General features: G+C 53.4%; 27 protein-coding genes. 8 read left to right on the top strand and 19 right to left on the bottom strand.

What is annotated here, in order from left to right; all coding sequences use genetic code 11:
• The first annotated feature begins 63 nt into the window (after window positions 1–63).
• On the top strand, window positions 64–258 hold the full coding sequence (locus WKI47_RS09545) for a DUF6199 family natural product biosynthesis protein (RefSeq protein ID WP_340226911.1): 195 nt from the start codon (window positions 64–66) through the stop codon (window positions 256–258).
• Window positions 259–434: 176 nt separating this feature from the next.
• Here the strand turns inward: WKI47_RS09545 and WKI47_RS09540 are convergent, their stop codons facing one another.
• The 12 genes from WKI47_RS09540 to WKI47_RS09485 all read right to left on the bottom strand — a co-directional run bounded on the left by WKI47_RS09540 (window position 435) and on the right by WKI47_RS09485 (window position 11,218).
• Window positions 435–1,214: a class I SAM-dependent methyltransferase gene (locus WKI47_RS09540; RefSeq protein WP_340226910.1), complete on the bottom strand. Its 780-nt coding sequence runs from the start codon at window positions 1,212–1,214 to the stop codon at window positions 435–437.
• Window positions 1,215–1,329: 115 nt separating this feature from the next.
• Window positions 1,330–2,241 carry a CvfB family protein gene (locus tag WKI47_RS09535; protein ID WP_340226909.1) on the bottom strand — a complete coding sequence of 304 codons (912 nt, stop codon included), beginning with the start codon at window positions 2,239–2,241 and terminating at the stop codon, window positions 1,330–1,332.
• On the bottom strand, window positions 2,238–2,585 hold the full coding sequence (rsfS, locus tag WKI47_RS09530) for a ribosome silencing factor (protein WP_340226908.1): 348 nt from the start codon (window positions 2,583–2,585) through the stop codon (window positions 2,238–2,240). Before rsfS ends, WKI47_RS09535 begins: the two co-directional genes overlap by 4 nt.
• Before the next feature lie 3 nt (window positions 2,586–2,588).
• Window positions 2,589–3,209: a bis(5'-nucleosyl)-tetraphosphatase (symmetrical) YqeK gene (gene yqeK / locus WKI47_RS09525; protein WP_340226907.1), complete on the bottom strand. Its 621-nt coding sequence runs from the start codon at window positions 3,207–3,209 to the stop codon at window positions 2,589–2,591.
• Window positions 3,181–3,783, bottom strand: coding sequence for a nicotinate-nucleotide adenylyltransferase (locus WKI47_RS09520; RefSeq protein ID WP_340226906.1), 603 nt, complete (start codon window positions 3,781–3,783; stop codon window positions 3,181–3,183). Before WKI47_RS09520 ends, yqeK begins: the two co-directional genes overlap by 29 nt.
• 26 nt (window positions 3,784–3,809) lie before the next feature.
• Window positions 3,810–4,100 carry a ribosome assembly RNA-binding protein YhbY gene (gene yhbY / locus WKI47_RS09515; RefSeq protein WP_340226905.1) on the bottom strand — a complete coding sequence of 97 codons (291 nt, stop codon included), beginning with the start codon at window positions 4,098–4,100 and terminating at the stop codon, window positions 3,810–3,812.
• A 74-nt stretch (window positions 4,101–4,174) separates the two neighbouring features.
• Window positions 4,175–5,014 (bottom strand): shikimate dehydrogenase, encoded by an 840-nt coding sequence (aroE, locus tag WKI47_RS09510; RefSeq protein WP_340226904.1) that lies wholly within the window; start codon window positions 5,012–5,014, stop codon window positions 4,175–4,177.
• Window positions 5,015–5,038: 24 nt separating this feature from the next.
• Window positions 5,039–6,163: a ribosome biogenesis GTPase YqeH gene (gene yqeH / locus WKI47_RS09505; protein ID WP_340226903.1), complete on the bottom strand. Its 1,125-nt coding sequence runs from the start codon at window positions 6,161–6,163 to the stop codon at window positions 5,039–5,041.
• A complete protein-coding gene (locus tag WKI47_RS09500) occupies window positions 6,160–6,687 on the bottom strand; it encodes a YqeG family HAD IIIA-type phosphatase (protein ID WP_340226902.1) in 528 nt (175 codons plus the stop codon). The genes yqeH and WKI47_RS09500 overlap by 4 nt, the downstream gene beginning before the upstream one ends.
• Before the next feature lie 62 nt (window positions 6,688–6,749).
• Window positions 6,750–8,996 carry a transglutaminase domain-containing protein gene (locus WKI47_RS09495; RefSeq protein ID WP_340226901.1) on the bottom strand — a complete coding sequence of 749 codons (2,247 nt, stop codon included), beginning with the start codon at window positions 8,994–8,996 and terminating at the stop codon, window positions 6,750–6,752.
• Entirely contained in the window at window positions 8,993–10,258 is a 1,266-nt protein-coding gene (locus tag WKI47_RS09490; RefSeq protein WP_340226900.1) for a DUF58 domain-containing protein, read from the bottom strand. The genes WKI47_RS09495 and WKI47_RS09490 overlap by 4 nt, the downstream gene beginning before the upstream one ends.
• A 3-nt stretch (window positions 10,259–10,261) precedes the next feature.
• Window positions 10,262–11,218, bottom strand: a complete 957-nt coding sequence (locus tag WKI47_RS09485) for an AAA family ATPase (RefSeq protein ID WP_037290185.1) — start codon at window positions 11,216–11,218, stop codon at window positions 10,262–10,264.
• A 471-nt stretch (window positions 11,219–11,689) separates the two neighbouring features.
• Between WKI47_RS09485 and WKI47_RS09480 the strand changes: the two genes are divergently transcribed.
• From WKI47_RS09480 to WKI47_RS09470, 3 genes are all read left to right on the top strand, one after another.
• Window positions 11,690–12,763, top strand: coding sequence for a M42 family metallopeptidase (locus tag WKI47_RS09480; protein ID WP_340226899.1), 1,074 nt, complete (start codon window positions 11,690–11,692; stop codon window positions 12,761–12,763).
• 116 nt (window positions 12,764–12,879) lie between these two features.
• Window positions 12,880–13,137, top strand: a complete 258-nt coding sequence (locus WKI47_RS09475) for a helix-turn-helix domain-containing protein (RefSeq protein WP_340226898.1) — start codon at window positions 12,880–12,882, stop codon at window positions 13,135–13,137.
• A 140-nt stretch (window positions 13,138–13,277) separates the two neighbouring features.
• Window positions 13,278–14,012 (top strand): TIGR02206 family membrane protein, encoded by a 735-nt coding sequence (locus tag WKI47_RS09470; RefSeq protein ID WP_340226897.1) that lies wholly within the window; start codon window positions 13,278–13,280, stop codon window positions 14,010–14,012.
• Window positions 14,013–14,022: 10 nt separating this feature from the next.
• Here the strand turns inward: WKI47_RS09470 and WKI47_RS09465 are convergent, their stop codons facing one another.
• Window positions 14,023–14,808 carry an SDR family NAD(P)-dependent oxidoreductase gene (locus WKI47_RS09465; RefSeq protein WP_340226896.1) on the bottom strand — a complete coding sequence of 262 codons (786 nt, stop codon included), beginning with the start codon at window positions 14,806–14,808 and terminating at the stop codon, window positions 14,023–14,025.
• A gap of 418 nt (window positions 14,809–15,226) precedes the next feature.
• Between WKI47_RS09465 and WKI47_RS26195 the strand changes: the two genes are divergently transcribed.
• A complete protein-coding gene (locus WKI47_RS26195; protein ID WP_084778263.1) occupies window positions 15,227–15,364 on the top strand; it encodes a DUF1540 domain-containing protein in 138 nt (45 codons plus the stop codon).
• A 55-nt stretch (window positions 15,365–15,419) separates the two neighbouring features.
• Here WKI47_RS26195 and WKI47_RS09460 read toward each other — a convergent pair whose 3' ends face one another.
• The gene (locus WKI47_RS09460; protein WP_340226895.1) at window positions 15,420–17,231 is read right to left on the bottom strand and encodes an alpha-glucosidase; all 1,812 of its coding nucleotides are present in this window, start codon (window positions 17,229–17,231) and stop codon (window positions 15,420–15,422) included.
• Window positions 17,232–17,461: 230 nt separating this feature from the next.
• On the opposite strand from WKI47_RS09460, the gene WKI47_RS09455 reads away from it, so the two are divergent.
• Genes WKI47_RS09455 through WKI47_RS09445 form a run of 3 tightly spaced genes read left to right on the top strand, consistent with a single transcriptional unit; the run spans window position 17,462 to window position 20,554 of the window.
• Window positions 17,462–18,463, top strand: a complete 1,002-nt coding sequence (locus WKI47_RS09455; RefSeq protein WP_340226894.1) for a Gfo/Idh/MocA family oxidoreductase — start codon at window positions 17,462–17,464, stop codon at window positions 18,461–18,463.
• Window position 18,464: 1 nt separating this feature from the next.
• A complete protein-coding gene (locus WKI47_RS09450) occupies window positions 18,465–19,472 on the top strand; it encodes an AraC family transcriptional regulator (protein ID WP_340226893.1) in 1,008 nt (335 codons plus the stop codon).
• Complete coding sequence (locus WKI47_RS09445; protein ID WP_340226891.1) at window positions 19,469–20,554, top strand: Gfo/Idh/MocA family oxidoreductase; 1,086 nt, start codon at window positions 19,469–19,471, stop codon at window positions 20,552–20,554. Before WKI47_RS09450 ends, WKI47_RS09445 begins: the two co-directional genes overlap by 4 nt.
• 333 nt (window positions 20,555–20,887) lie before the next feature.
• Here WKI47_RS09445 and pulA read toward each other — a convergent pair whose 3' ends face one another.
• The 5 genes from pulA to gcvH form a co-directional block, all read right to left on the bottom strand.
• Window positions 20,888–24,022 (bottom strand): type I pullulanase, encoded by a 3,135-nt coding sequence (gene pulA / locus WKI47_RS09440; protein WP_340226890.1) that lies wholly within the window; start codon window positions 24,020–24,022, stop codon window positions 20,888–20,890.
• A gap of 299 nt (window positions 24,023–24,321) precedes the next feature.
• Window positions 24,322–24,852, bottom strand: a complete 531-nt coding sequence (locus tag WKI47_RS09435) for an N-acetyltransferase family protein (protein WP_340226889.1) — start codon at window positions 24,850–24,852, stop codon at window positions 24,322–24,324.
• Window positions 24,853–24,898: 46 nt separating this feature from the next.
• The gene (locus WKI47_RS09430; RefSeq protein ID WP_340226888.1) at window positions 24,899–25,747 is read right to left on the bottom strand and encodes an SDR family oxidoreductase; all 849 of its coding nucleotides are present in this window, start codon (window positions 25,745–25,747) and stop codon (window positions 24,899–24,901) included.
• Between the two features lie 124 nt (window positions 25,748–25,871).
• Window positions 25,872–26,297, bottom strand: coding sequence for an SMI1/KNR4 family protein (locus WKI47_RS09425; RefSeq protein WP_340226887.1), 426 nt, complete (start codon window positions 26,295–26,297; stop codon window positions 25,872–25,874).
• Between the two features lie 106 nt (window positions 26,298–26,403).
• Window positions 26,404–26,796, bottom strand: a complete 393-nt coding sequence (gene gcvH / locus WKI47_RS09420; RefSeq protein ID WP_340226886.1) for a glycine cleavage system protein GcvH — start codon at window positions 26,794–26,796, stop codon at window positions 26,404–26,406.
• Between the last annotated feature and the right edge of the window lie 51 nt (window positions 26,797–26,847).

The raw sequence follows: 26,847 nt of genomic DNA, 5'->3' as shown, positions 1-26,847 counted from the left end.
AGATGTAATACGCGTGAAGCCGAGATGACGTATTCGTTTGCCGGAAAGGAGCTGATAGGCATCATGTTTCTGTTTTTTCTGATTCTTATTGCGATTGGAGCAGTTAATGTGTTAACGCCGCAGTTCGTCTGGCGAATTCGATATGGACGAACGGCTGAAGGAAATTCCGAGCCTAATCCGTCTTTTTTGACGCTGAGCCGTTTGGCGGGGATGATGGCTTTGGTGGGGGCGACGTTGATTTTGACGAATGGGCTGTGAAAAAGGCCTATTCGGGGCACTGCGGGGAAAATTCGTTCAAAACGCTGTCTCACGCAGAAAGCCTCCGGCTTTCCGCGTTCAAAGGCGTATTGAACTGAATTTGCCTCTTCGCCTGCCGCTTCGTACGAATAAAACCTTTTTTTAGCGCATTAGGGTTAAAGGGGACGGGCTTTTTTCTATTTGACCGCTACGTAGAATAAACGCTCCGATTCGTCGTCATCTTTTTTCCATTCAAAATCGGCATAAGTCTCTACGTTCGAAAAGCCTGCTCGCAGCAGTGCTTCTTGAAGCCATTGAGGATCGTAGGCACGTTCTACGTGAAATTCGTCGAAACGATCGTAAGTGTTTTTCGAGGGACTTGAATCCTCTTGCCGGCGTACGAAAATTCGCAGATGATGCTCGATCTCTACCCGTTCTTCGTCCAATCCGCAGGTCCAAATGTACGAAATATCGCCTTCGTCCAGCACGAAAGGCTGCTCTTCTTCGTAACGGCGCAATGTATTCGGGTGGTGGACGTCGAACAAAAAAGTTCCGCCCGGCTTCAGCCCCTCACAAGTCGCACGAAAAGTAGCTTCGATCTGCTCTTCTTCCGTCAGATAATTCAAACAATCGCAAAACGAAATGACCGAATCGACAGGCTCGGGCGCAGCCCATTCCGTCATATCCTGACAAGCGAAACGAAGGCTTCCGCTGCGAAGCAGTCCCTGAAGCATCGGACGCTCATCCGCTTTGTCGCGCGCCACGGCCAACATATCTTCCGACAAATCGATTCCCGTCATTCGATATCCCTGTTCGGCCAGCATCGCAGTTAGCGTCCCCGTCCCGCATCCCAGTTCAACGACCTCACTCGGGTTTCCGTATTTTTTCCAGGCTTCCAGCGTGAATCTTTGCCACTTGGCATAAGGCATATCCTGCATGAGTTCATCGTATACGTAGGCGAATTTTCCGTAAGACATCTGTATTCCCCTTTCTTTTTGAGCAGATATTTCGTTGGTTTTCTCCATGAAAAAACGGCTCTTTCCTTTCTCGGAAACGAGCCGTTTTTACTCTTGATGATTTAGGATTCCACGATTACTCCGCGTCGGAAGAAGCTTCGTCAGACGACTTCAGGCGCGTCCAGTTCTCATCCTGCTCGATAAGACCCTGTTTCATCAATCGGCCCAAAGCGCGTTTGAATGCGGCTTTGCTGATCCCGAAGCGAAGCTTGATGATATCCGGTCCGGTTTTGTCCGAGTACGGCATCTGATTACCTTCGCGGGTACGCATATAGGCCAGAATCTTTTCCGCATCCTCGTCCATCCCGATTTCTTTCGGCTGGGCCATCGAGAGATTCACACGGCCGTCTTCTTCGCGAATCCGTGTGACACGTACATCCACCACTTCACCCAGACGCAACGGACGCGGACGTTCGGACGAATGGATCAAGCCGATTGCGCCGAAGCCCAGCACGCCGCCTTCGATAATGACGAACGTTCCCATCTGAAGCGGACGGTATACAGTCGCTTTCATCCATTGGTTTTTCCACGATTCCGGAGCGTTGAAGCACAGCGGCGACAACTCTTCCTCGCCCGATGTACGGGCAAGCAAACGTCCCTGTTTATCGCGGTCCATCCGTACGTAAATCCGGTCGCCGACTTCCGGTTGAAGCTCCGGTGTTTCCGGCAGTTCGCGCTTGGGCAGCAAAAGCTGACGGCCCAAACCCATCTCCAGGAAGCAGCCCAGGCGCGGGTGGATATCGGCTACTTCGAGCGCGGCGATTTCGCCGAATGTCAGCAGCGGTTTTTTCATCGTTGCGATCAGACGGTCTTCGGAGTCATGGTGAATAAAGACTTCCGTTTCCTGACCGTTGCGGAATTTCATATTGCCTGTGCGTTCCGTATACGGAAGCAGCACTTCTTCCTCGCCGTTTGTCATGAAAAAGCCGTGCGGCGACACTTCGCGTGCAACCTTCAGCTTGACGATTGTACCGGCTTCGAGACTCATACCGTTTCCACCACTTTCGCATCCGACCAGACGCGTTCAATATTGTAATATTCGCGCTCGTCGCGGTGGAACACATGCACGATCACGTCGCCGAGATCGATCAGCACCCAGCGTGCCGAGTCCATGCCTTCAATGCCGCGGATCGGCGCGCCGGCATCGTTTGCGCGTTTGCGTACTTCGCTTGCGATCGCTTGAACCTGCGTATCGGAGTTACCGTGGCACACGACAAAATAGTCGGCCACGAGCGAGATTCCGGTCAGGTCCAAAGCGACTACGTTCATGGCTTTTCTTTCCGCAACGGCCTCCGTCGCAAGTTGAAGCAATTCTTTTGGTTTTACACTCATTCGTTATCCTCCCTTATTTTCGGTAACCGGCTTCGCCTGACCCGCCTGCTCGCGCTGAGCAAGTTGGCGGATCAGATCGTTACGGGCCAGCACCGTTGTCGGAAATATCGTTTGTCCCCGTTCGACCAGTACGCGAAGCGTCGAGTCGAATCCGGCGATCAGTCCTTCTTCCAGGCTAAGCTGTGCTTTTTCCCGAATTAGATCCACGCCCGGAAAATCGCGTCCCGGCTCGATATAATCGGCCAGGCATACAATTTTGTCAAGCAGTGTCATATCTTCGCGCCCCGACGTATGATAACGGATCGCATCGATCACTTCACGGTCTTCGATTCCATACTCGTGTTCCGCCACATAAGCGCCGACTTCCGAATGCCACATCGGAGCATCGTAGTCGAGCAGTTCGACATTAAGCCCATGATCGGCAATCACGGCGGCTTGACGCTGAACGGGCCAATACTTGGCTACATCATGGATGATCGCGGCAAGTTCTGCCCGAACCGGATCGGCGCCGTAGCGCTCGGCCAATTCAATCGCCGATTGCATGACTCCAAGGGTATGGCGCCATCTGCGAGCCGGCATCTGCGACGACACTTGCTCAATCAGTTCCTCGCGTGAATGTCGCATGCTTTCCGCTCCTTTGCAAATAATCATAGACCTTGTCCGGTACGAGATAACGGGCTGAACGACCGCTTTTCAATCGCTCGCGGATCTCGGTTGACGAGATTTCAAGCTGCGGCATATCGACATGGTCGATCACGTCAGCTACCGCTTCCGGAAGGATGGATTTATCCAGCACATAACCGGCACGGCCAACCGCGGCAAAGCGTGTCAGGGTCGCCAGATCTTCGATTCGCTCCCATTTCGGCAGATAGTTGACCATGTCCGTCCCGATAATAAAATGAAAATCGTCGTGAGGATGTCGGCCAGTCAATGCCTCCATCGTATCAGCACTGTACGACACGCCTCCCCGGCGCAGCTCGATATCCAATGTCCGAAAAGCAGGCTGTTCGCTGATTGCCAACTCTACCATGCGCAACCGTTCTTCGCTGGAAAATCCGGCTTCGGCTTTATGCGGAGGGATATGGGAAGGCATGAACCAGACTTCATCCAAATCGAGCGCCTCGCGCACTGTTTCAGCGGCAACCAGGTGCCCGATATGAATCGGATCAAACGTTCCGCCCATAATTCCGATTTTCAAAACCGTCCACTCCTCCGCTTGCCTTTTTACGGCAGTTGAATTTCTTTGTGTTCGCGCGATTCTTTGTACAGGATGATCGTACGACCGATCACTTGTACCAATTCAGCTTCCGCGGCTTCAGCCAGCTCGACTCCGAGTTGCTTCGGCTCTTCCGCGCAGTTATTCAGCACCGATACTTTCATCAATTCCCGCAGCTCGATCGCCTCGTTGATATGACGAACCAGTTGGTCATTGAGACCTCCCTTACCGATTTGGAAGATAGCATCGAGATGATGAGCCTGCGAACGCAGGTAGCGTTTTTGTTTGCCTGTCAGCATAAGTTTGATTGACTCCTCTTTTTTGAAAATAACTGTGCTTACCGTTTATTTACCCATTTCAAATCGCGTAGCGGTCAGAGCGCCATATTCGCCAGTACCACACTTCGCATCGCATCGACCGGCGCGGATACCCCGGTCCAATATTCAAAGGCATACGCCCCCTGATAGACGAACATCCCCAAGCCTCCGTGTACACGGCAGCCTTTTTGGCGCGCGAATTGCAGCAACCGGGTTTCCAGCGGATTATAAATCAAATCGCTGACGATCTCCGTGCCTTTCAGCAGCTCGATATCCAGCGGAACGCCTTCCGTATGCGGATGCATGCCGACCGAAGTCGTATTGATCACAAGATCCGCATCTTGCAAAGCTTCGGCGGTACGAGACGAAGGCAGCGCCACAATATCGGCCAGATCGTTCCACTCGGCAGCCAGTGCTTCGGCCCGCTCCGGTGTCCGGTTCAGTAAGGTGATCCGGTCAGGATTTTCGGCAGCCAGCGCATAAATGATGCCGCGAGCGGCTCCGCCAGCCCCGAGCACAACGATGCGGCGGCCTGTAAGTTCAGCCGCCGCCTCTTCCTTCAGAGATCGAACATAACCGATCCCGTCCGTATTGCGACCGATCAGGCGACCGGCTTCATTCACGATCGTGTTGACCGCTCCTATTCGCCGGGCATCCTCGGTCAAATCATCGAGATACTGCATGACATGCTCTTTGTGGGGAATCGTAACGTTAAGGCCGCGATAGCCTTCTTCCCGCATCGTACGGATCATGTCTTCGAGCTGGTCCGGTTTCACATGCAGCGCCGCGTAATCGCCGGCGATACCCCGCTCACGCAGCGCAGCCGCATGCATGATCGGCGACTTGGAATGCGCAATCGGATCTCCGATCACGCCAAGCTTCAACGGTTGATTCAACGTTTCTTCCTCCTCAGCCTCAAGTTAAATCAGCGAATCCCGCATGATGACCTTAACGCCTTTCGGCGCATGCACCGCAACTTTCGCTCCGCTTTCACCGTTTGCTTTCACCCAGCCAAGACCGGAAACGAACAGGTCCTGTGCGCCGCCTTTCGGAATACGGAACTCATGGCGCGTCCAGTCCGGCATTTTTTCCGCTTCTTCACGCGACGGCGGAGTCAGCAGCTCGCCGATATGATCGGCGTACAGTTCGTCCGCGCGCCCAAGCTTGGTCCGATGCAGATTCAAAGCTCCGCTTGTGTAGAACGTGAACGATTGGCGCGCGCCTTCGATAAAGTCGAAACGAGCCAGTCCTCCGATAAACAGCGTCTGTCCTTCGTTCAGTTGATAGACAGCCGGCTTCAGCGGCTTCTCCGGCATGATTTTGACCAGATCGCCCGGCGTTACCAGTTCCGTATAACGGGACGGATACACGATTCCCGGCGTATCCACGATATAACGTCCGTCGTCAAGCGGGATATTGACCATATCCAGCGTCGTGCCCGGATAACGCGAAGTCGTCAATTCTTCTTCAAGGTCGCTATAATCGGTAATCAGACGGTTGATCAATGTCGATTTGCCGACATTGGTCGAACCCACGACATAGACGTCGCGATCTCCTCGACGCTCTGCGACTTCCTGAAGCAAGCGGTCGAAGCCCAGATTCTTTTTCGCACTGCATAGCACGATTTCTTCTGTTTTCAAGCCCAGTTCCTTCGCTTGCTTCTGCACCCAGTTCCGAACCTTGTTCCAGTTCGTTACTTTCGGCAGCAGGTCGATCTTGTTGACCGCGAGAATAACCGGATTGCTGCCAACGAAGCGTTGCAGTCCGGTAATCACGCTGCCCTGGAAGTCGAACAAATCGACGATATGAATAACCAGTGCTTTGCGTTCGCCGATTTGGCCCAGCATACGCAGGAACTCGTCTTGATTCATCGCGACCGATGCAACCTCATTGTAGTTTTTGATACGGAAGCAACGGCGGCAGATTTGCGCCCCGTCTTCCTTCAGTTTCGGAATATATCCGATTCCTGCCGGATCTTCCGTTTGAAGCGGCGCTCCGCAACCGTTACAACGGATCACTGCGGAGCCTTCCAGTCTTTCTGTCATTTCTTCTTTTCCTCCTCAAGCCATTTGCCCATTTTGCGCAGACGTCCGACCGCGACCCGCTCGACTCTGCGATTGAAGCGCGTGCGCCAGCCTTCGTCGCCAACAGCGATCGGCAGCACCAGCACGGTGTACAAACCCAGTCTGTTTCCTCCGAGCACATCGGTCAGCAGTTGATCGCCTACGACGATCGTCTGCTTTTCGCTCAATTCCATAAGCTTCATCGCTTTGCGGAAAGGGGCATGAGACGGCTTGCGTGCCGCATGCACGAATCGGATATCGAGCGGCGTCGCAAAAACAGACACGCGGTTCATATTATTATTGGATACAATCACAAGCTGAAAACCGAGTTCCTTCACTTTTGCAAACCATGCAATGAGTTCAGGCGTAGCGTTGGGCGCTTTCGCTCCGACCAGCGTGTTATCCAGGTCGGTGACGATCCCCCGGTAGCCCCGGTTATACAAATCTTCCAGATCAATATCGAATACAGTATCAACTTGGAGCTTCGGCAACAGTGCATCGAACAAGTTGTGGTCACCTCGTTGCATTAGTCTTTAAACTCAAACTATATCACAGTGAACGCTCCGCGTCAGCTACCGGATTGCGGCAAATTCGGCAGAACCGGATAGTGCCCTTTCCAACTTTTCCGCAGGCTGGAAGAATAACGCTGCATCTCTGCCCATTCCTCTGCGGTGACGCGTTCCGGGCTGTACCGGGCTTTTTCAAACATTCTTAAGATCGGCGCCAACGCGGCCTCCGTCCCGGTCACCGTAGTCTCCCACCGCGCAACAGATTCACGCAGCGTCTCGTTTTCTTCGCGTTTCAGCCCTTTTTGCTTCAGGAAGCGCAGGAAACGCTCGGTTTCCAGCACGATTTTTTGACCGTCCGTAAGCGGACCTCCCATTCGCAGTCCCATGAAGAAGAAATAAATCGATCGACGACGAAGCCAGAGCAGATAACCGCCCCAAGCCGCCACAACGACAGCCGCAGCAGCGACAACAATCGGCACGATGTTCGAATCTTCTTGATCTGTCGAAGCGGAAGCGGCCTGTTCGGCTTGTTCTTCCGGCTGTTCCGGTTGTGGCTCCTGTTCTTGCGTGACATCGGCATCGGCCGGAGTCACGGCTTCTTGCAGCAGCGGCATATTGAATCCTCGCGTGGCTTCAACCGGTACCCAACCATAATCGCCGAAATACACTTCAGCCCAAGAGTGCGCGTTAGCATTCGTCACTTCATACTGCGAGCTGTTTTCGTTCTCGGCAAACTGCTGCGGAATATCGGTTGTCGCCGGGTTGCCCGGCGAATACCCTTTGACCCAGCGCGCCGGAATGCCTTGCGAACGAGCCATCATCACCATAGCCGTGGAGAAATAATCGCAATACCCCTCTTGGATTTCGAACAGGAAACTTTCGACGAAGTCGTCGCTTTCCCGGCGGGACAACGCTGGATTGTTCGTGTACGTATAATTTTGCTGTAGATATTGCTGAAGCAGATAGACCTTTTCATACGGGGTCTGTCCGTCTTTTGTAATATCGGTAGCCAGATCCGTTACACGTTGCGGAAAACCGCGCGGAACCTGTACGTATCTCGGATCGACGCCGTTCGGATACAGCTCCGCAGATGTCGCGGCTTTAAGCGAATCAACCGGAATCACCGGAACTTCGGATGTGATCGTGTACGTTTTCGGATAGACCGTCGTTCCGCGGCCGGCACGTTCCTGCCAATGCAGCTCGCCCTGTTCGGGCTTCCACTGCATACGGGCTTCGCCGTTTTCAATATCCAGACTCTCTACCTTATTAATGGAAAAGGCTCCGAACAATACGGGATACGTGGCATCGCCTTGCATCGTGATCCGCTGGCGAACCGTCTTGGTCGGAGTAAGCGGCGCGGCTTCGCGTTCCAAAGCTTCTTCGCGCACCACGTCTTCGAGAGTGCCCCAACCGCTGTCCGCATCCCAACCGCTTCCGGTGTATGTCATTCTCGTCTCGCCCCGCCAGTAGCTGCGCTCTGTCGACTCGACCGTCATCACCGGCGTAAAGTCGAAATTGAATCCTCCGCCGAGCTGCCCGTCTTCCCGGCTGTATCCCGAAGCGGAAGCCTGTCCCTGAAGCAGACCGTTTCCGTTAAACGCTACATTCGAGGTTCCCTGCATCTGTCTCCAGGCTGTATAAGGGTCTGTCAGCACGGGCTGCACAAACGGCATATTCACGCCCGCCAGAATGACCAGTGAAAAAACAACCGCCGTATTGATAAACAACTTGAACGGATTGCGGCGAATCGCTTTCCACCCTTTAGGAAAACGGGATTGGAAACGGCGGAAGTGGTCGCATACCAACCATCCCATCGTCGCAAAAACAATCCAGGCAACCGCCTTCCACAACGATACGACCGTAAAGGAATCCAGTGCCGCCAACGGTACAATATTCAGAAAAGCAAAGACCAGAATTCGCCGTTGACTATTGACAGCCCGGACACAAAATTCAAATAACAACCAAGCGATCAAAGCAAACCAAACGTAAGGGAATATCGCCTCGGAAAATTGTTCGGCTCTTGCAGCCAGCATTCCTTCCGGTTGAAAAATGTCGTACCGCTCCAGTGTCGTATACATCACGATCACAAAAAGAACGGCTTTAAGTCCCAAGCGCAGCCAGGAATCGTTCGGCAGCAGCACATGAACGATCGCAACCGCCGTCAAAACGCCGAGCACCAGCGCATTCGTCTCATCGAACCAGATGGTTCGTGTATAAGTTAACCACTGAAGGGCAATAATCATTAACCAGACCGTCGAGACGCCCATATACCAAGATGACTTAAATGATTCTACCCATTTTTTCATCGGATTCCTCCTTCCAGCACGGTCGACAGCTCATCGAGACTGCCAACCCGGTAAGCGGCGACTCCTTTGGTCCGAAGTGTAGAGACCCACTGCCTGGACGCGTTGGAACTTTCCCCTTCCGATACAGGAGTTTCTGCAATCTGAACGTGGCAAAAGCTCATCTGATGCGTCTGCGCAAAGCGCACCAATTCCATTACGGGGCCATCCGAGAGCGGTGTGACCACAACAAGAATGACTCCTTTCGGTAAACGCGTCAACGCTGATTCCAACCCGGTAAGCAGGGAACCTCCGCCTTTAGGGTCCAAATCAACCAGATGATCCATCATTGCATGCAATCTGGATCGTCCCTGTGCAGGCTCGAACACACGCACTTCGCTTCCGAGCGAACACATTCCCATCGGGATAGACTCACGCCCTCCGTATTCTAGCAGTGAAGCCGCCGTCGAGACCGCTGTCTCGAACTGCCTAGCCGAGCGATAGTGATTCTCGTACGTATCGAGCACCACCATCGTTTTGGGAATCGATTCATATTCGAATTCTTTGGACTTCCATTCTCCCGTGCGTGCCGTAGCGTTCCAGTGAATCCGCGAGATCCGATCCCCATACACGTAATCACGCACGCCCCCAACCTGATTGGTTTCACGACCCGACACATGTCCCACTGACTGCGGTCCCAGAAGTCGATTGCGTCGATCCAGCAGCTGCCACCTTGCAATATGAGCCGTTCTTGGCAGCACACGGAATTCCCCGCGTGCCGAAAACGACCCCCGATGCTCAATCAGGCCGAAAATATCTTCCGTCACACACTCTGTCTCGGAAAAGGCATAACGGCCACGCTCCAGCGGAGGCGTCTGAAACAACAGCTCGCCTCGTCCGTTCAAACTAGGCACCAGACTTTCTTCAAAAGACCAAGTCTCGCCACTATGACGCTTGAGCGTCTCCCGCACGATCACATAAGGCAAAGGCAGAAATCCGGGGATTTCCAAATGCAGACGAACGCGAATCTGGTCGCCTTCATGTAGCACACCGCCCCATTCGCCCGGTTCGCCGGAAAACTGACGCTCGCCGCGAGCGCGCGCGATTCCATTCAGGCCGCCAAATAATAGGTACAAACCGAACAACGTCACCATGGCGAACAACATGATCGAAGTCTTGCCGCCCTGGAACAGCAAATAAAACAGACAACACATCCAGATCGATAGCAGCATCGACATTTTGGCCGGGGAAAGCTTCGGCTTGAAAAGATTCCAGATTTCCCGCATCCGTTAGCGTCCCATCGATACCGGCACGCTGCTGGCAGCCAGCAGATTACGGATAAGCGATTCGGCATTCAGACTGTCGAGACGTGCTTCCGGGCGGATCAGAATACGATGCGGCAGTACATAAGGCGCCAATTCCTTGATATCGTCAGGCAAAACAAAGTCGCGTTCGTTAATGAAGGCATACGCCTTCGCCGCAAGCGAGAACGAGATCGAAGCGCGCGGGCTGGCCCCCAGCAGTACGGATGGATGCTCGCGCGTTGCGCGGATGATGCCCAACATATACGAAGTAACCGCGTCATTCATATGCACTTCGCGCACTTCACGCTGGATACCGGCAATCGTCGCCATATCCGTAACCGCATGAAGCTGATCGGCCGGTTGACCGACACGGTTCGCGCCGATCAGGCTTTTCTCCGTCTCCAGATCCGGATAGCCCATATGCAGCTTCATCATAAAGCGGTCAAGCTGCGCCTCCGGAAGAACGTAAGTGCCTTCGAAGTCGATAGGGTTCTGCGTTGCGCATAACATGAACGGATGCGGCAAAGGATGCGTTTCTCCGTCAACGGTTACGCTGCGTTCTTCCATAGCTTCCAAAAGGGCAGATTGCGTTTTGGTCGTAGCCCGGTTGATCTCGTCCGCAAGCAGAATATGGGACATGATCGGACCCGGACGGAATTGGAAACGTTCTTCGCGGGGATGGTAGATGGATACGCCTGTAATATCGGTCGGCAGCAAATCGGGGTTGCATTGAACGCGTCGGTACACGCCCTCCATCGAGCGGGACAAAGCTTTAATCATCTGCGTTTTTCCGGTACCGGGTACATCTTCGATCAAGACATGTCCTCCGGCAAGCAACGCGGTCATCAATAATTTTATCTCAAAGGTTTTCCCTAATATGCATGATTCAAGATTGGACCTTACTGCGGTAACGATCTGCATAGATTCGGAACTTACGGACATATGGACAACCTCCTAAGTCATTTTGCTGTATTTCTTGCAAAAGTCACTTTACTAGTGCCTAAGGTATCGAGAATACCTAACATAGCTGGAAGCGAGAAGACGCAGAGAGAAATTCAGTGAAGGAAAGGAATGTTCGCCTTTGAAATCGGGAAAATACAAATAAAGTTTCAATCCTTTTTCCCGATTTCAACACGCGACCTGAAGCATTTCGAAGAAATGCACTTCGGAAGCGTATGCTGGCAATTTCTCTCGGAGTTTTCTCGCTTCCCGCGTCTAAGTCACTTCTCAACAGTCTATGCACTTCAGTAGTGCCTATATTGTACATGATCGAAGCCTCGAACGCACATCCTCCGCCGGAAAAGAAGATTTGGACGCGTGCCCGTGACAATTGTTGCCTAACCCTGCATACTAGAAGGATAGCGAACGTGGGGTTTCCATGTTTCGGATTTTTTTTGATGGGAGAGTGCATGTATGAATAACGAAACATTAGCATTATTCAAAGAGCTGACCGAGTTCCCGGCAGCACCGGGATTTGAGCGGGATTTGCGCGCATTGGTCAAAGATAAGCTGTCTGCTTATACGGAGGAATTCGTGCAGGATCGTATCGGCAGTTTGTTTGGAGTTAAACGCGGTCCCGAGGACGGGCCAAAAGTTATGGTTGCCGGACATTTCGATGAGGTCGGCTTCCTCGTAAACGGCATTACCGAAACCGGACTTGTCCGTTTTCAACCGCTCGGCGGTTGGTGGAGCCAGGTTGTTCTGGGTCAACGTCTTCAAATCATCACCGAAAACGGTCCCGTTGTCGGGGTAGTCGGCTCGACGCCGAAGCATTTGCTCGGCGAAGCGGAAGCCAGCCGTCCCGTGGACCTCAAAATCATGTATATTGATCTCGGCGCTGACGATCGTGCAGAAGCGGAAAGCTTCGGCATCAAAGTCGGTCAGCAGATCCTGCCGATCTGCGAGTTCACGCCCCTATCCAACCCCAAGAAGATTATGGCGAAAGCCTGGGATAACCGTTATGGCGTAGGTCTTGCGATTGAATTAATGAAAGAAGTACACGGCGTGCAATTGCCGAATACGCTGTACAGCGGAGCAACGGTTCAAGAAGAGGTTGGCCTGCGCGGAGCACGCACAGCGGCTAACTTGATCCAGCCCGATATTTTCTTCGCGCTGGACTGTAGCGCTGCGAACGATATGACCGGCGACCGCAATCTGTTCGGGCATTTGGGACAAGGCGCGCTGCTTCGTATCTTCGACCCAACCATGATTACTCACCGCGGCCTGCTGGAATATATCCAGGACACGGCTTCTACGCACAATGTCAAAGTACAACCTTTTATCTCGCCGGGCGGTACGGACGCAGGTCAGGTGCATTTGAGCGGAATCGGTGTTCCTTCCACGGTTATCGGAATCTGCGGACGCTATATCCATACTTCATCGTCGATCATCCACACGGATGACTATGCAGCAGCAAAAGAGCTTTTGATCCGTCTCGTGCGCGGATTGGACCGCACGACGCTCAATACGATTATTGAACGAGCGTAAAGTCAACCCGCATTTGTTCAACAAACAATCTTTTTTATTATTTTTTAACCTTTACTTGTAAAAAACCATAAGAAAAAAACTATCCCGTCCGATATAAGTCTTAAGGGGTGGTTTTAGTGGCAACTAAAGGACAAACATTTTGCAAGTACAGCTACGAAACAAAGTTGAGAGCCGTTCAAATGCGTATGGACGGAATGACTAAAAAGCAGGTGGCGAAAGAGCTCGGCATCTACGATCTCAATCGTCTGAAGATTTGGATGCGTAAATATAAGGCTGAAGGCGAACTAGGTCTAATTGACCACAGAGGCAGACGGGAAGATTCATTCTTGGAGCAGGATTTCATGGAAACCGAGATGGCTGCCCAAACCGTCTAATGAATGATCGATCCGATTGCTTATCGCTCGTTGCACAAAAAGCGGCAAACCCGAATCCAAGCTGAATCTCAGCCCGGGGACGCCGCTTTTTGGCGTATATTGACCGAAATACGATTCAAGCACGAATGGAGGCCTTTCGCATGGTCGCTTCTTTTTTCTCTTCAACGATTTCCGAGCCGTTTTCTGCGTTCTCTACCGCTCATCTGAGCGCATTGGGTTTATTTGCGGTTTTCGCTATTCTGATGTTTATTTTTCGAGATAAGATCCGCTCCAAGCCCAAGCTTACGCAGGCGATACGCTTCACTCTTCTTGCCGCCTTGGTTGCCGCCGAAGTTTCTTTACATATCTGGTATATCGCATCCGACGTATGGAGCGCCCAGTATACGCTGCCGCTTGAGTTATGCAGCCTTATGCTGCTTGCCGCAATCCTTATGCTGATTACGCGAAGCCGCTTTTTGGCCGGGCTTGTCTTTTTTGCGGGTATCGGAGGCGCTTTGCAGGCACTTTTGACGCCTAATCTGGCCTATGCGTACCCGCATTTTCGTTTTGTACAGTTTTTTGTCGCGCATGCCGCCATCATTCTGTCTGCGCTGTATATGATCTGGATCGAGCGCTTCCGTCCGACTTGGCGAACCGTATGGACCGCGCTGCTGTCGCTGAACGTTATTGCGCTGATCGTCTACCTGCTCGACTGGCTGCTCGATGCCAATTATATGTTCTTGCGCGGAAAGCCGGATACCCCATCCATCCTTGATATGTTCGGCGACTATCCGCTTTACCTTTTGGCCGAAGAACTGTTGGCGCTTTTCACGTTCGTCACGCTTTATATCATGTTCTTCGTCATTCCCGATGCGTTACGGCGAAAAAAGCAGTAACCCGCGTCGGTCAAAGAAGCGATTCGGCGCCGTCCACGAAGATTTCCGTGCCGCTGATATGCGAAGAGTCGTCGGAGCCCAAAAACAAAACCAGCTTGGCGACTTCTTCCGGTTTGCCGGGACGTCCTTCCAGCGGATGGCTGCCTTCGGGATATTCGACCGGGATGGCGATTTTTTTCAGATCGTCGCTCGGGAACGTATTTTTACCGATATTCGTTTCGATCGCGCCCGGACAAATCACATTGACGCGAATCTTGTAGCGGGCCAACTCCAACGCCGCCATTTTCGCAAACGCGACTTGCCCTGCTTTCGAGGAAGAATACGCCGAAAAACCGGTTCCCGAAAATGCCCGGCTTCCGTTGATGGAACTTGTGATCACGATGCTTCCTCCCTGCTTTTTCAAAAAGGGAATGGTGTATTTGACCGTGGCGAACGTGCCGCGCAGATTCGTCTCCAACGTCCGGTTCCAATCTTCGATCTCCATCGTTTCGATCGGAGCGGCCGCCCCGTTAATTCCGGCGTTCGCGAAAACGACATCGATTCGTCCCCATGTCTCGCCTGTGCGCTGAACGGCCGCCTGCACGGATTCCGGACGCGATACGTCGCATTCGATCACAAGCGCTTCGCCGCCGGCTTTCTCGATTTCCCGCTTCGTTTGCTCCGCCGTATCGGCCGTGACTTCCAGCAACGCGACTTTCGCGCCTTCGGCGGCCAACAGAATAGCGCTTGCTTTTCCGATTCCCGATCCGGCTCCTGTCACCACCGCTACTTTTCCGGCCATTTTTCCGTTTGTCATCAGCATGATCCTCCCGATTTCTTTAAAATGTTTATGGGCATAAAAAGCGTTTTCTCGTTTTCCGTCATGTATTCGGTAACCTTCTCGCTTTCCTCTGAAACCGTTTACGCAGAACCCGCTCAAAATGTTTTCGAAAAATTGAAGCTTTGCTATTGAACGAGGCTTCGCGATATGTTAAATTGAATAAGAACTTGAGAGTGAGTCTCATTCTCCCGAGAATAAAACTCATTATCTCGACAATGAAAATCATCCTCATCATTTCCGAACATTATCGGCATTTTTATTGCTGATTATTCATATTTTTTATCAAACGCGGGTTGCGGACCTGCTTATTTGTGTTATATTGGATTTAGAAGTTTTGTTGCCTCGTCGGTGAGTTTGCAGCAAACCAATCCAATATGACACGGAGGTTTTACACATGTCCACCATCCAATGCCAAGTTTCCGATTGCACGAACTGGGAGTCCAACACTTGCACAGCCGAGAAAATCGAAGTTGTTTTCGCTCCCGATCACACTGCTGAATGTACAACGTTCGAAGAAAAGCAAGAAGCTTAATTCTCTGTTCATCAAAAAGAAGCAACTCCTCAGGAGCTGCTTCTTTTTTTTCATTTTAACATGCTTCGGTACTGGATGCGATCCGATAGATGGCAGACTGATACGGTAACAATCGGAGAACATCCCCCTCTTGCTGCCGCTGAAGCGGAACGTTGAGTTCCGGTGATCCCGAACGCTCCGCCGTGCTACCCAGCAGTAACTCCCCCTGTTCAATAAGGTTTGCCCATTCTTCGTCAATCGCACAGCTTCGGGGTTGATCCGAGAAGTTAATCAACACCATCCAGCGCTCGCCTGCTATTTCACGAAGATAGGCCAATACCCATTCATCCTCCAACGCAAGCATGTTCAAGTCCCCCCGCGCAGGCACCAAAGACATTCGACGCAACTGAATCAGTTGTCGATAATGGTTCAACACAGATGCAGAATCACGCTGTTCATTTTCCACATTCGCGCTGTGCCCTTCGGGATTCATCGGAATCCACGGCGTCCCTTCTGTAAAACCGGCCGATCGCCCTTCTGTCCACTGCATCGGTGAACGCGCGCCGTCTCGGCTCCGTGCATGCAGGCTGGCTAGAATAGCCGACTCCGATTCCCCTTCAGCTAACCGCTTTTGATAAGCACTAACGGTCCCTTTATCCCGATAGTCTTCGAGTGAGCGATAATTCGCATTTGGCATGCCCAACTCTTCGCCTTGGTAGACAAGCGGAGTTCCAGGCAGCGTATGTAAAAAGGTACCGATCGCTTTGGCCGCGGCATCGTTCCAAGCCTTGCCTTCCGCTCCTCCCACGCCTGCACGATCGCCGAACAAAGTACCGACCATACGCGGGTGGTCATGCGTGCTGAGATACAGCGCATAGGCTCCCTTGCCAAATACCTCTTGATACCAGCGTACGACGCTTTCTTTGAGCAGGGCAGGCGACCAATCGGGGTCCGTTTTCCACGGATTGCCGAAGTCTTTCCCCATGCGAACCAGCTCCATCTGAAGCACCATATCCATTTCGTTGCGCTCCGGCGCCGTGTAACGGACCACCTCGTCCATCGTCACCGTCGGGGCTTCGCCCAATGTCAGCGTTCCCGGATAACGTCCGAACGTGGCCTCGTGCAGCTCGCGCAGCATCTCGTGGATACGCGGACCGTTTTTATAAAACTGCTGTCCTCTCGGATGTCTGGCATCTTGCGGCGCATCCGGAAAATCCGGGTGCTTGGAGATCATATTGATCGCATCCAGCCGAAAGCCGTCTACGCCTTTTTCCAGCCAAAACGTAATCATTTGATAAAGGTCCCGGCGCATATTCTCGCTTTCCCAATTCAAATCCGGCTGCTTTTTATCAAAAATATGCAAATAGTATTCGCCGGTTTGCTTATCGAATTCCCAGGCCGACTCTTCGGAAAAAGAGCGCCAGTTGTTCGGGGGGCCTCCGTCTTCCGCAGGCGGCTTCCAAATGTAGTAGTCTCGATACGGATTGCTTTTCGAAGATCGGGAAGCTTCAAACCAGGGATGTTCGTCCGACGTGTGGTTAATCACCAGGTCCATGATAAGCTTGATGTCGCGTTCGTGTAGCTTGACAAGTAATTCCTCGAACTGCTTCATCGTCCCGTACGCGTCGTGAATCTTATAGTAATCCCGAATATCGTAACCGTTATCTTCCATTGGAGAATCGCATATAGGTCCGATCCATACTGCGCTTACCCCAAGCTCGGCCAGATAGTCTACCTTTTCCAGCATCCCGCCGATATCTCCCCATCCGTCGCCGTTGCTGTCTTTAAAACTCGGCGGATACAACTGATACAATACGCCTTCCTGCCACTCTTGCTCGTTGCTTTGCTGCTTGTCGGCTGTGTCGATTTCGTCGTTTGTCGCTTCCACCTTTTCCCTCCTCGCTGTTCTTCTTAGGGGATAACCGAAAAAAGACACCGCTAAACAACGAATGCCCTCAAGCGCGCCGCTTATTCTCTGTATAGGAAAAAGTTTTTCAATCCATGTCGCAATATTGAATATTAAATGTCGTATGCTTTTAGTGAATTAGCCATTTCCCTATGCTATTTTAAGTATGGAAATGTCAGGATTTTAGATATCGAGTACAGGAGGGTTATACATTGGGAATTCGCATAGGCAAAGTCAGTCTGTGGCATGTTCATGCCTGGGATTACATCGGTCAAGCGCAAGCTCACCCCGACACCGAAATTACGGCCGTATGGGATGAGATTCCGGAAAGAGGCCGTGAAGCAGCCGAACGGCTGGGCGTGCCTTACCATGACACCTTGGATGAACTGCTGGCTTCGGACGAAGTGGACGCGGTCATCGTAGATGCACCGACGAACCGGCATAAGGAAGTCATGATCGCTGCCGCTCGCGCGGGCAAGCATATCTTTACCGAAAAGGTGATCGCTCCAACCGAAGCCGAAGTGGACGAGATCATCGCGGAAGTGCAACAGGCAGGCATCAAATTGACCGTTTCCCTTCCCCGTCTGAACGACGGCTACACGCTGGCGATTCAGGATATTTTGGAGCGCGGGCTTTTGGGTCAAGTCACGTATGTCCGGGCAAGGTTATCGCATGACGGCGCATTGGCGAACTGGCTGCCGGAGCACTTCTACAATGCCGAGCAGTGCGGCGGTGGCGCTTTGATCGACCTGGGCTGTCACCCGATGTATCTGTCCGCGCTGTTCCTTGGAGAACCGATCACAGGCGTCAGCGCCAACTTCGGCTACATAACGGGCAAAGAAGTCGAAGACAATGCTCTGGCTACTTTGTTCACTGCGTCGGGCGCGATCGCTTCGGTTGAAGCCGGCTTCATTAACGCGTACTCCCCGTTCACCGTTGAGGTGCACGGGACGGAAGGGACCGTTCTTTACGGTACGCCAGACAGCAAGCTGTTGCTTCGTTCGAAGAAAGATGAAGCCGCTGCCGAATGGATCGAACAATCCCTGCCCGCCAACCGGGAAAGCGCGTTTGAGCAATGGGTGCGTCATATTCAGGAGGATACGCTCGCTTCGGAAAATATCGCCTCGGCTATCCAGCTTACGCGTCTGATGGAAGCGGCCAACCGCTCGGCAAAAACAGGCACTGTCGTTTCTCCGCAAGAGCTGAACCGTTAATATGAGCGGACCTATTGCGCACGCTGTGCCTTTTCCCTACGAGACGATGTTTGAAAAAAGCGATTTGCTGGAGCGGCTTGAGATTGCGGTGACTTGGGGTCACTACGAGATTCGCGTGCTGCGCTTCCATCTCACATCGTTCGAACCGGGGCGCGTGATCAGCTTTCACAATCATTCGACTTACGAATTTCATTTTATTCCACGCGGAGCGGGTCGGGTCATTCTTGGCGATCAGCCTTACTCGTTGTCGGACGGCATGCTTTATCTGACCGGTCCGGGCGTCATGCATTATCAAGAAGCCGATTCGCAGCAGACGATGGAAGAGTTATGCCTGCATCTGGACATCGTTCCCAATCACAATCCTTCTGTCGATCCGTGGGAAGCTGCGGAAGCGGAGGAATGTATGCAGAAGTTGAACGCGCTTCCTCCAAGACCCGCACAGGACAGTTACGGGGCTATGCCTTGTTTTCTGGATGCTTATGAAGCCTGCGAAAGCAAGCGTATCGGCTACTACACGGATATTCGGATGCAGGTCATTTCGATTCTGCTGAAAACGATCCAAGCCTACGATTCGGGCGACGTCGGCATGGAAGCCCCTAGTCGCGATATGGTAGCCTACCGATACGAATACGCGGTCCGTTATATGGAAGCGAACTATACCTCCGGATTGCGTTTGGAAGACGTGGCGGAAAAGTTGGATCTTAGCCCTCGGCAGCTCCAGCGCATTTTCCGCGATATCGATCCGACCCGTCCGTTCAGCCGCGTGCTGGAGGATATCCGTCTGCGGGCGGTGTGCGATCGTCTGCGAACCGGAAGCCTGTCGATCGAACGGATTGCCGAACTTGAAGGATTCTCGACAGCGGCTTATCTGCATACTGTTTTTCGCAAACGCATGGGCATGTCGCCTTCCGTATACCGGAGAACGAAACAATCCGAGCTGCACCGTCAGCCGGCTGAAGCCCCGATCTCCCTTTTTTCCCATTCCAAAAACGAGGTGAAACCTTCATGAGTCAAACGTATAAAATCGGTATCGTCGGTTGCGGCGGTATTGCCAACGGCAAACATCTTCCGAGTCTGAGCAAACTGAAAAACGTCGAGCTGGTTGCGTTCTGCGATCTGGTCCCGGAACGCGCCGAAGAAGCCGCAGCGAAATACGGCAGCGAAGGCGCGAAAGTCTACAGCGACTATAACGAACTGCTGAAAGACGGTTCAATCGACATCGTGCACGTGCTAACGCCGAATGAATCGCATGCACGCATCTCTATTGCCGCTCTTGAATCGGACAAGCATGTCATGTGTGAAAAACCGATGGCCAAAACAGCAGCCGAAGCCCGTCAAATGGTCGAAGCGGCGAAAAAGTCCGGCAAGAAGCTGACTGTCGGTTACAACAACCGTTTCCGCCGCGACAGCCAGCATCTGAAGCGTATCTGCGAAGCCGGCACGCTCGGTAATATCTATTATGCAAAAGCACATGCGATTCGCCGCAGAGCCGTTCCGACATGGGGCGTATTCCTGGACGAAGAAAAGCAAGGCGGCGGTCCGTTGATCGATATCGGGACTCACGCGCTGGATCTCACGCTGTGGATGATGGACAATTACAAGCCGAAAGTCGTACTGGGCACGAAATACCATGAGCTGTCCCAGCGCGAAAACGCAGCGAATGCCTGGGGACCTTGGGACCCTGAAAAGTTCAAGGTGGAAGACTCCGCATTCGGCATGATCGTGATGGAAAACGGAGCCACCGTCGTACTGGAATCGAGCTGGGCGATCAACTCGCTGGACGTGGACGAAGCGAAATGCAGCCTCAGCGGCAGCGAAGGCGGAGCGGACATGAAAGGCGGCCTGCGTATCAACGGCGAAGAGTTCGGCCGTCTGTATACGAAAGAAGTCGATCTGTCTTCCGGCGGCGTCGCGTTCTACGAAGGCAAAGCGGAAAGCGATTCCGATCTGGAAATGTATCGCTGGATCGATGCCATCGAAAACGATCTGACGCCAACGGTTACGCCGGAGCAGGCTTGCGTGGTGTCGGAGATTCTCGAAGCGATCTATGAATCGGCACGGACGGGAAAAGCAGTGTACCTCAACGAGTGAGAACGAGCGGCGCTGCGGGAGAAGTTCGTTAAATCCGCTGTCTCACTCGGAAAAGTCGATTGGAATTTTTAGTGGAAGTTTTCCAAGTCCAAAGGCGGATTTAACTGAACTTCTCCCTCCGCTTGGCGTTTCGCTCGGAGGTGTGGGAAGGGAAGAAATGAAGAGCAATGCGGCTTTTTGTTTGAGCCGCCGTATATGAATTTTTTGCAATTATCTACTGCGCTGTATTTTGAACATAGAAAAGCCCCGGAAATTTTCCGGGGCTTTTTCGGTGCGCTATCGGTTTTGAAGATTTTCGTTACGATCCGGATCGGCTTGGCGGAATCGGCGGAATCAGATTCCCGCGCCGCGGTCGACGTCGCTTTTCGGGGCTTCGTCGGCGGGAACGTCCGAAGACGAATCTTCGGTATGCAAAGCGGTGGGCTCCGCTTCTGCGTCTGCGGCGGGTTGGACCGAAGCTTCCGGTTGAGCGGGCGCTTCGCCTTCGGATTCAGCTTTCGGAACTTTTTGGGCCGCGCGGTCGGCGGCTTCCTGTTCCAGACGGGCAAACTTCGCTTGTTCGGCCGGGATCGCGGACTCGTCCAGCGCTTCGGCGGTGACGCGGAACTCACCGCTGCGGATACGCAGGCGAATCCAGCCGCCGGTGATCGCGGTCAGGTCGAGATAGCGGTCGGCGGCGATGTCTTTTTTCTCCCATTCTTCGTGGCGCACGATAAAGCCGAGGCTCGTCACGTCGGGCGCGACTTCCAACAATACCGAAGCGATCCCGTCCTGCTCGCCTGCGAAGTCGACGCGGCGGTTGCCGAACGAAGCGCCCCACATCCACAGATTCCAACCGCGGTAATCGCGGTCTTCGCGTTCGTATTCCAGCACCAGCTTGCGGGGCTTGTACTCGCGCACTTCCAGCGCGAGTTGCGCTTGCACGCCGTCGCCGAACACGGAAATGACGGCGCGGCCCGGACGCACGCCTGTAACGCGGCCCGCTTGATTGACGGTGGCGATGCCGACGTCGCTCGACCGCCATTCGAGACGCGATGCCGACATCGGATTGCCGAACGGGTCTTTGGGCTCGGCTTGCAGCTTGAGGCTGCGTCCCACGTACAGACGTCGCACGCCGTCTTCGATCGTGATTCCGATCTGATGCACGGTGCGGCGTTCGATCAGAATGGCGGTGCTGCTGCGCATATCGCCGCAAACGGCGGTAATCAGCGCGCGGCCGAGGCCGATCGTCCAAGCCGATCCGTCGCGGCGGATAATGATTTTTTCCGGGTCGGAGGAATGATACGACACTTCTGCTTCCGGCATCCGCCGGCCGCGCTGGTCGCGCACGGTTGCTTGCAGGAACAATTTTTCGCCCGGCTGCACGACGCCCGGCATGTTTTCCCATTCCAGCAGCGCCGCTTCCGGCGTGTAATCGTCTTCTTCGTCATACAACACCATGCTGGACAATGCTGGCACATGCACGAAATCGGACGCTTCGCCCAGCACGGCCACGCCTGCTTTGCGATGATCGACGACGATTTTCCACGGCCGGCCGCGCGCGGGCAGCTCGATCGTCTGTTCCGATTCCGACGCGTTGTGCACGACGGCGATCGTACGCCATAGGTCGCCGCCGGCATGATCGTTCAGCGTAAAGCCGACGACTCCGCCGTGCATACGGAACACGTCCATATGCTTTTCGATATCGCCGCGCGTTTTCAGCCGGAAAGCCCGATGCGAGCGTCTAAGTTCGATCAGTCCCCGAATATAGTCGTTAACTTTGTGGAAGCGGTCTTTATTGTTCCAACGAATGCCGTTCACGATATCCGGACTGCGGTAACTGTTGTGATCGCCGAACTTGCTGCGCAGCAGTTCGTCTCCCGCGCCGATAAACGGTACCCCCTGCGAAGTCAGCACCAGCCCGTACGCGAGCAGATGCCGTTTGACCAGATGATGCTCCAGCGGGTCCATGCCGTTCAGCATGACGTACGGATCGCTCGCTTCCACCGCTTGAGCCGCCGTCAATCCTCGCGAAGGCTGACCGTCGTGAAACGCCGAGAAGCCGGTTTCGTCCCAGTTCCCGCGCGATTTGATCAATTTGTCCCACAAGATCAAATTATCGTGCGCGGTCACGTAGTTGACGCTTTCCGCCGGTTCTGCCGCAAAATCGTGCACCGCTCCGCGCAGACCCTGGGCGATCTCGCCTTCTTTGCCCGGCGCGCCGCTGACGAAGCCCGTTCCCCAGCCGTCCCCGTCGCCTTTTAGCGCGTTGCGGAAGTTGTCGTTGAATACCGCGAACCCTCCGCCTTGCTGCGATCCTTTGAGCGTGAGTTCCCGCAGCGGGGAATCCAGCGCCGTCCACGGCTCGCCGTAGATCAGCAGGTTCGGATCGACCTTTTCGTGCAGCACGGAAGCGATCGTGCGCATCGTGGTCGTGTCGATCAGCCCCATCAAGTCGAACCGGAACCCGTCTACGTGATATTCTTCCGCCCAGTACAGCAGCGAATCGAGAATGTATTTGCGCACCATCGGGCGTTCCGTCGCCAGTTCGTTGCCGACGCCGGAGCCGTTGCTGAGTTCCCCGTACTTGTTGAAACGGTAAAAGTACCCCGGCACGACCGGATCGAATGGCCCGTCTTCTACCGAAAACGTATGGTTGAACACCACGTCGACCACGACGCGGATACCGCGGGCGTGCAGCGCTTGAACCAACTGTTTTAATTCGCGGATACGCGATTCGGGATTATGCGGTTCGGATGCGTACGAGCCTTCGGGAACGTTGTAGTTTTGCGGGTCGTAGCCCCAATTGTACGATTCGGGCGTCACGTCGCATTCGTTGACCGTGCAAAAATCGTACACCGGCAGCAGATGGACATGCGTGATGCCGAGTTCTTCCAGATGATCCAGCCCGATCTTGCGTCCGTCTTTCGTCCGAATCCCTTTTTCCGTAAACGCCAGATACTGCCCGGAATGATTCATTTTCGCGTCTTCGGAAGACGAAAAATCCCGTACATGCAGTTCGTATACCACCGAATCGACGGCGTGCCTAAGCGGCGGGCGAATATCGTTTTCCCAACCTTCGGGATCGGTGCGCTTCATATTGACGATCGCGCCGCGCTGACCGTTGGCCGAAGCGGCTTTGGCATAAGGATCGACTACATATCGGCTTGTTTCGTGGTCGCCGATGTTGTAAGTGATATGATACAGGTAATAATTCCCTTCGAGATCGCCTGGCACAACAATGCTCCACACTCCGTACTCGTCTTCTTCCATGGTCAGTTCGCGGCCGCCCGAATGGTCGGTGACGCGCCCCGCTTTGTCGTATTGCCCTTCGTCTTCGTATAAAGCGACCCGCACTTTCTCCGCACCCGGCACCCAGACCTTGAACGTGCTGTACTGCGGGGAAAAAGTCAGTCCCAAATCCCCGTAAGGGTAAGCTTCGAAATCGGGACAATCCAGCGTGTCGTTAAAGCTTAGCGTATCGGCCATGTCGATTCACCCCTTTTGAAGTCTTCGTGTATCGCTTCCAGTTCACCCGATGTTCGTTCGGCATGACGTCCTATGTATGACAGGATCGGACAGAGTCGTCGACTTAATCGCGTGGTCCGATGAAACTTGTTTTGCCATTGCACATCGGTTTCGACCTGACTTACTTTATATTAGACGAAAAAGAACGGGAGGACGCATAAACTTGCAACCTTTACGTTTGCGGCGCCATTTTTTCTCCGATCAAAAAGCGGAGTGTCGACGACACTCCGCTGCTTTTGCGCTCAACGGACGAAAGACGCTTATTCGCCGAGACGCAAGCCGAGAATCACAAGGTCGCGCTCGATGCCGTCCAACACCGCAACTCTCGGCAAAGTTCCCCAAGCCTCGAATCCGTATTTTTTCAGCAACCCCAGACTCGGCGCATTATGCCCGAAAACAAAGCCGAGCAACGTATGAACGCCGAGGGCCGGGCTTTCATCGACTGCTTTTTGCAATAGAATACTGCCCGCCCCGCTTCCGCGTAGCGACTCATCCACGTAAATGCTAACCTCTGCTGTCGCATCATAAGCCGGACGTCCATAAAAAGATTGCAGGCTGATCCAAGCGAGCACACGGCCGTTTTTTCGCATCACCCAGAGCGGTCTGCGGGACGGTTCATGCTCGGCAAACCAGGCATGACGACTTTCAACCGTAATCGGTTCAAGATCGGCGGTGACCATGCGTCCGGCGATCGTGGAATTGTAAATGCTCACAATCGCCGGCAGGTCTTCAAGTGTAGCCAGTTCGATTAGCGGCTGTTCGGCGGATGTTATTTCGTTGGATGTCGTCATGTTGGTGTCCCCTTTTCCATAGTTCAAACTTCTTTTCTTATTATGCCTATCGCAAACCGACCTCAGTCTCGCTCCACGCCCACAGCTTCGCTGCCGCTTCATCGTCTTCTGCTTTACGGTCGAGGCTTTTGGGCTGACTGCGGTAAAAGTACTCGCGCGATATCCCTTCGACTTCGGGGCTATCCGCCAGATACACGGCCGTCGAAGCCCCCTCCGCAGGGGTCTGGAACGAAGGCAGCTTGCCGAGCGCGCGATACACGCCTTGCCCAAATCCCGTGCCGCGGTCGATGCCAAGTTGCGTCAATACCGCACCGGGATGGAGCGCATTAACTGCAATTCCGGAATCGTAGGTTCGCAGTGCCAATTCGCGCGCGAATAAAATATTGGCAAGCTTGGACTGGCCGTACGATTTGATTACATTATAGCTTTGACGCAAATGCGGATCTTCGAAATGAATACGGCCCGCTTTGTAGGCGCCGGAAGCGACAACGACAATTCGGCCGCGGTCCGCAGCCTGTACCAGATCCAGTAGCAGATTCGTGGCCAGAAAGTGTCCCAGATGATTAACGCCGAGCGCAAGCTCGAAGCCGTCCTTCGTTTCCTGCCGCTTGGGACTGACCACGCCTGCGTTATTAATCAATACGTCGATACGGGATACCCGCCCATGGATGTTGTCTGCAAAATTCCGAATAGAAGACAACTCCGCAAGATCGCCCAGTACAAGCTCGGCCGAACCGTTTCCTCCCGCGGCGTCCACCTCGCGTAACGCTTTTTCGCCACGTTCCTCATTGCGGCAAAGCATCAGAACGCGATATCCCCGCCGTACCAATTCGATCGTGGTTGCTAGCCCCATACCTGCGTTAGCGCCTGTTACGAGTGCTGTTTTTCCGTTCAAGCCATTCTCCTCCTTTTGAAGTGAGACAACGTATCGGATGTTTGCTTGATCAGGTGTTGATTGATTATTCTCCATCATAAACCAGCGCAAGGTGACATGACAATTAGGGCGTGCAACGAATAAATCATACTTGGCTGAGAATCGTGATAAACTCGTCAAAGGAATCCGTGACCTCGGCCAACTCCTCGCCGTCCATTAACCATACTCGGATGCTGCCCAGACTACGTTTCTCGTCCAAATCAATCAGAAAACAGTTTCCTCCCTGATCGTAAGCGAACGGAAACCAGCCTGCAAGCTCGGGAAAAGACTCCAACAAATCCCGGTATAGCTGCTCGGCAGGCAACGTCCCGTAGCGAATCGGATTGAATCCGCCAAAAGCTATCCGCTGACGCTCCATCTGTTCTTCCGGCAGGTATCCTCCGTTAAAACGCAGATAATGAGCTCGAACCGGCGCAGGTAGGCGATAACCCAGTTGCAGCTCGACTCGATCCAAATCTTTTTCCGTCAAAGATGTCTGACACTCTTCTAACATCAATGATCCTTCCGACATGACATCTCCTCCCGATCTGAATAGAACGTCAAAATGGGCAGCACCCCTTAGTGTTTTTCGCACCGTGGATTGCCGCCCTTTTTACACTTGGCCTTGATAAGATCTTTTAGTCTGCTTGCTCCGCTTCGTACTGTTCAGGAGTCAAAAGCTCTGCAAGCAGTCCGTCCGCTTCGCCGTCCGGCTGTATCTCGATCATCCAGCCGCCGCCGTAAGGCGCGCTGTTGACAAGCTCCGGCTCGCTTTCCAAAGCTCCGTTCACCGCTGCAACCGTTCCGCCGACCGGGCAAAACAGATCCGATACGGTCTTGACGGATTCGATCGAACCGATGCTTGCTTCCGCCGCGACAGCCGCTCCTTCTTCCGGCAGTTCAACAAATACGATATCGCCAAGCTGATGCTGCGCGAAATCGGTGATGCCCAGACGCAAATTGCCGTTAGCCAGCTTTTCGACCCATTCATGATCCTTGGTATAGTACAGACCTGCTTTTACTTCGCTCATCGTCCACTTCGCTCCATTTCGCTGTATTGCCGAACATTTGGCGCATTTCAA

It is taken from the genome of Saccharibacillus sacchari (assembly GCF_037722395.1).
In the GTDB taxonomy this organism is placed as follows: Bacteria; Bacillota; Bacilli; order Paenibacillales; family Paenibacillaceae; genus Saccharibacillus; species Saccharibacillus sacchari_A.
The sequence above is the reverse complement of the archived record's forward strand: the minus strand, read 5'-3'. Positions and strand labels throughout refer to the sequence as shown.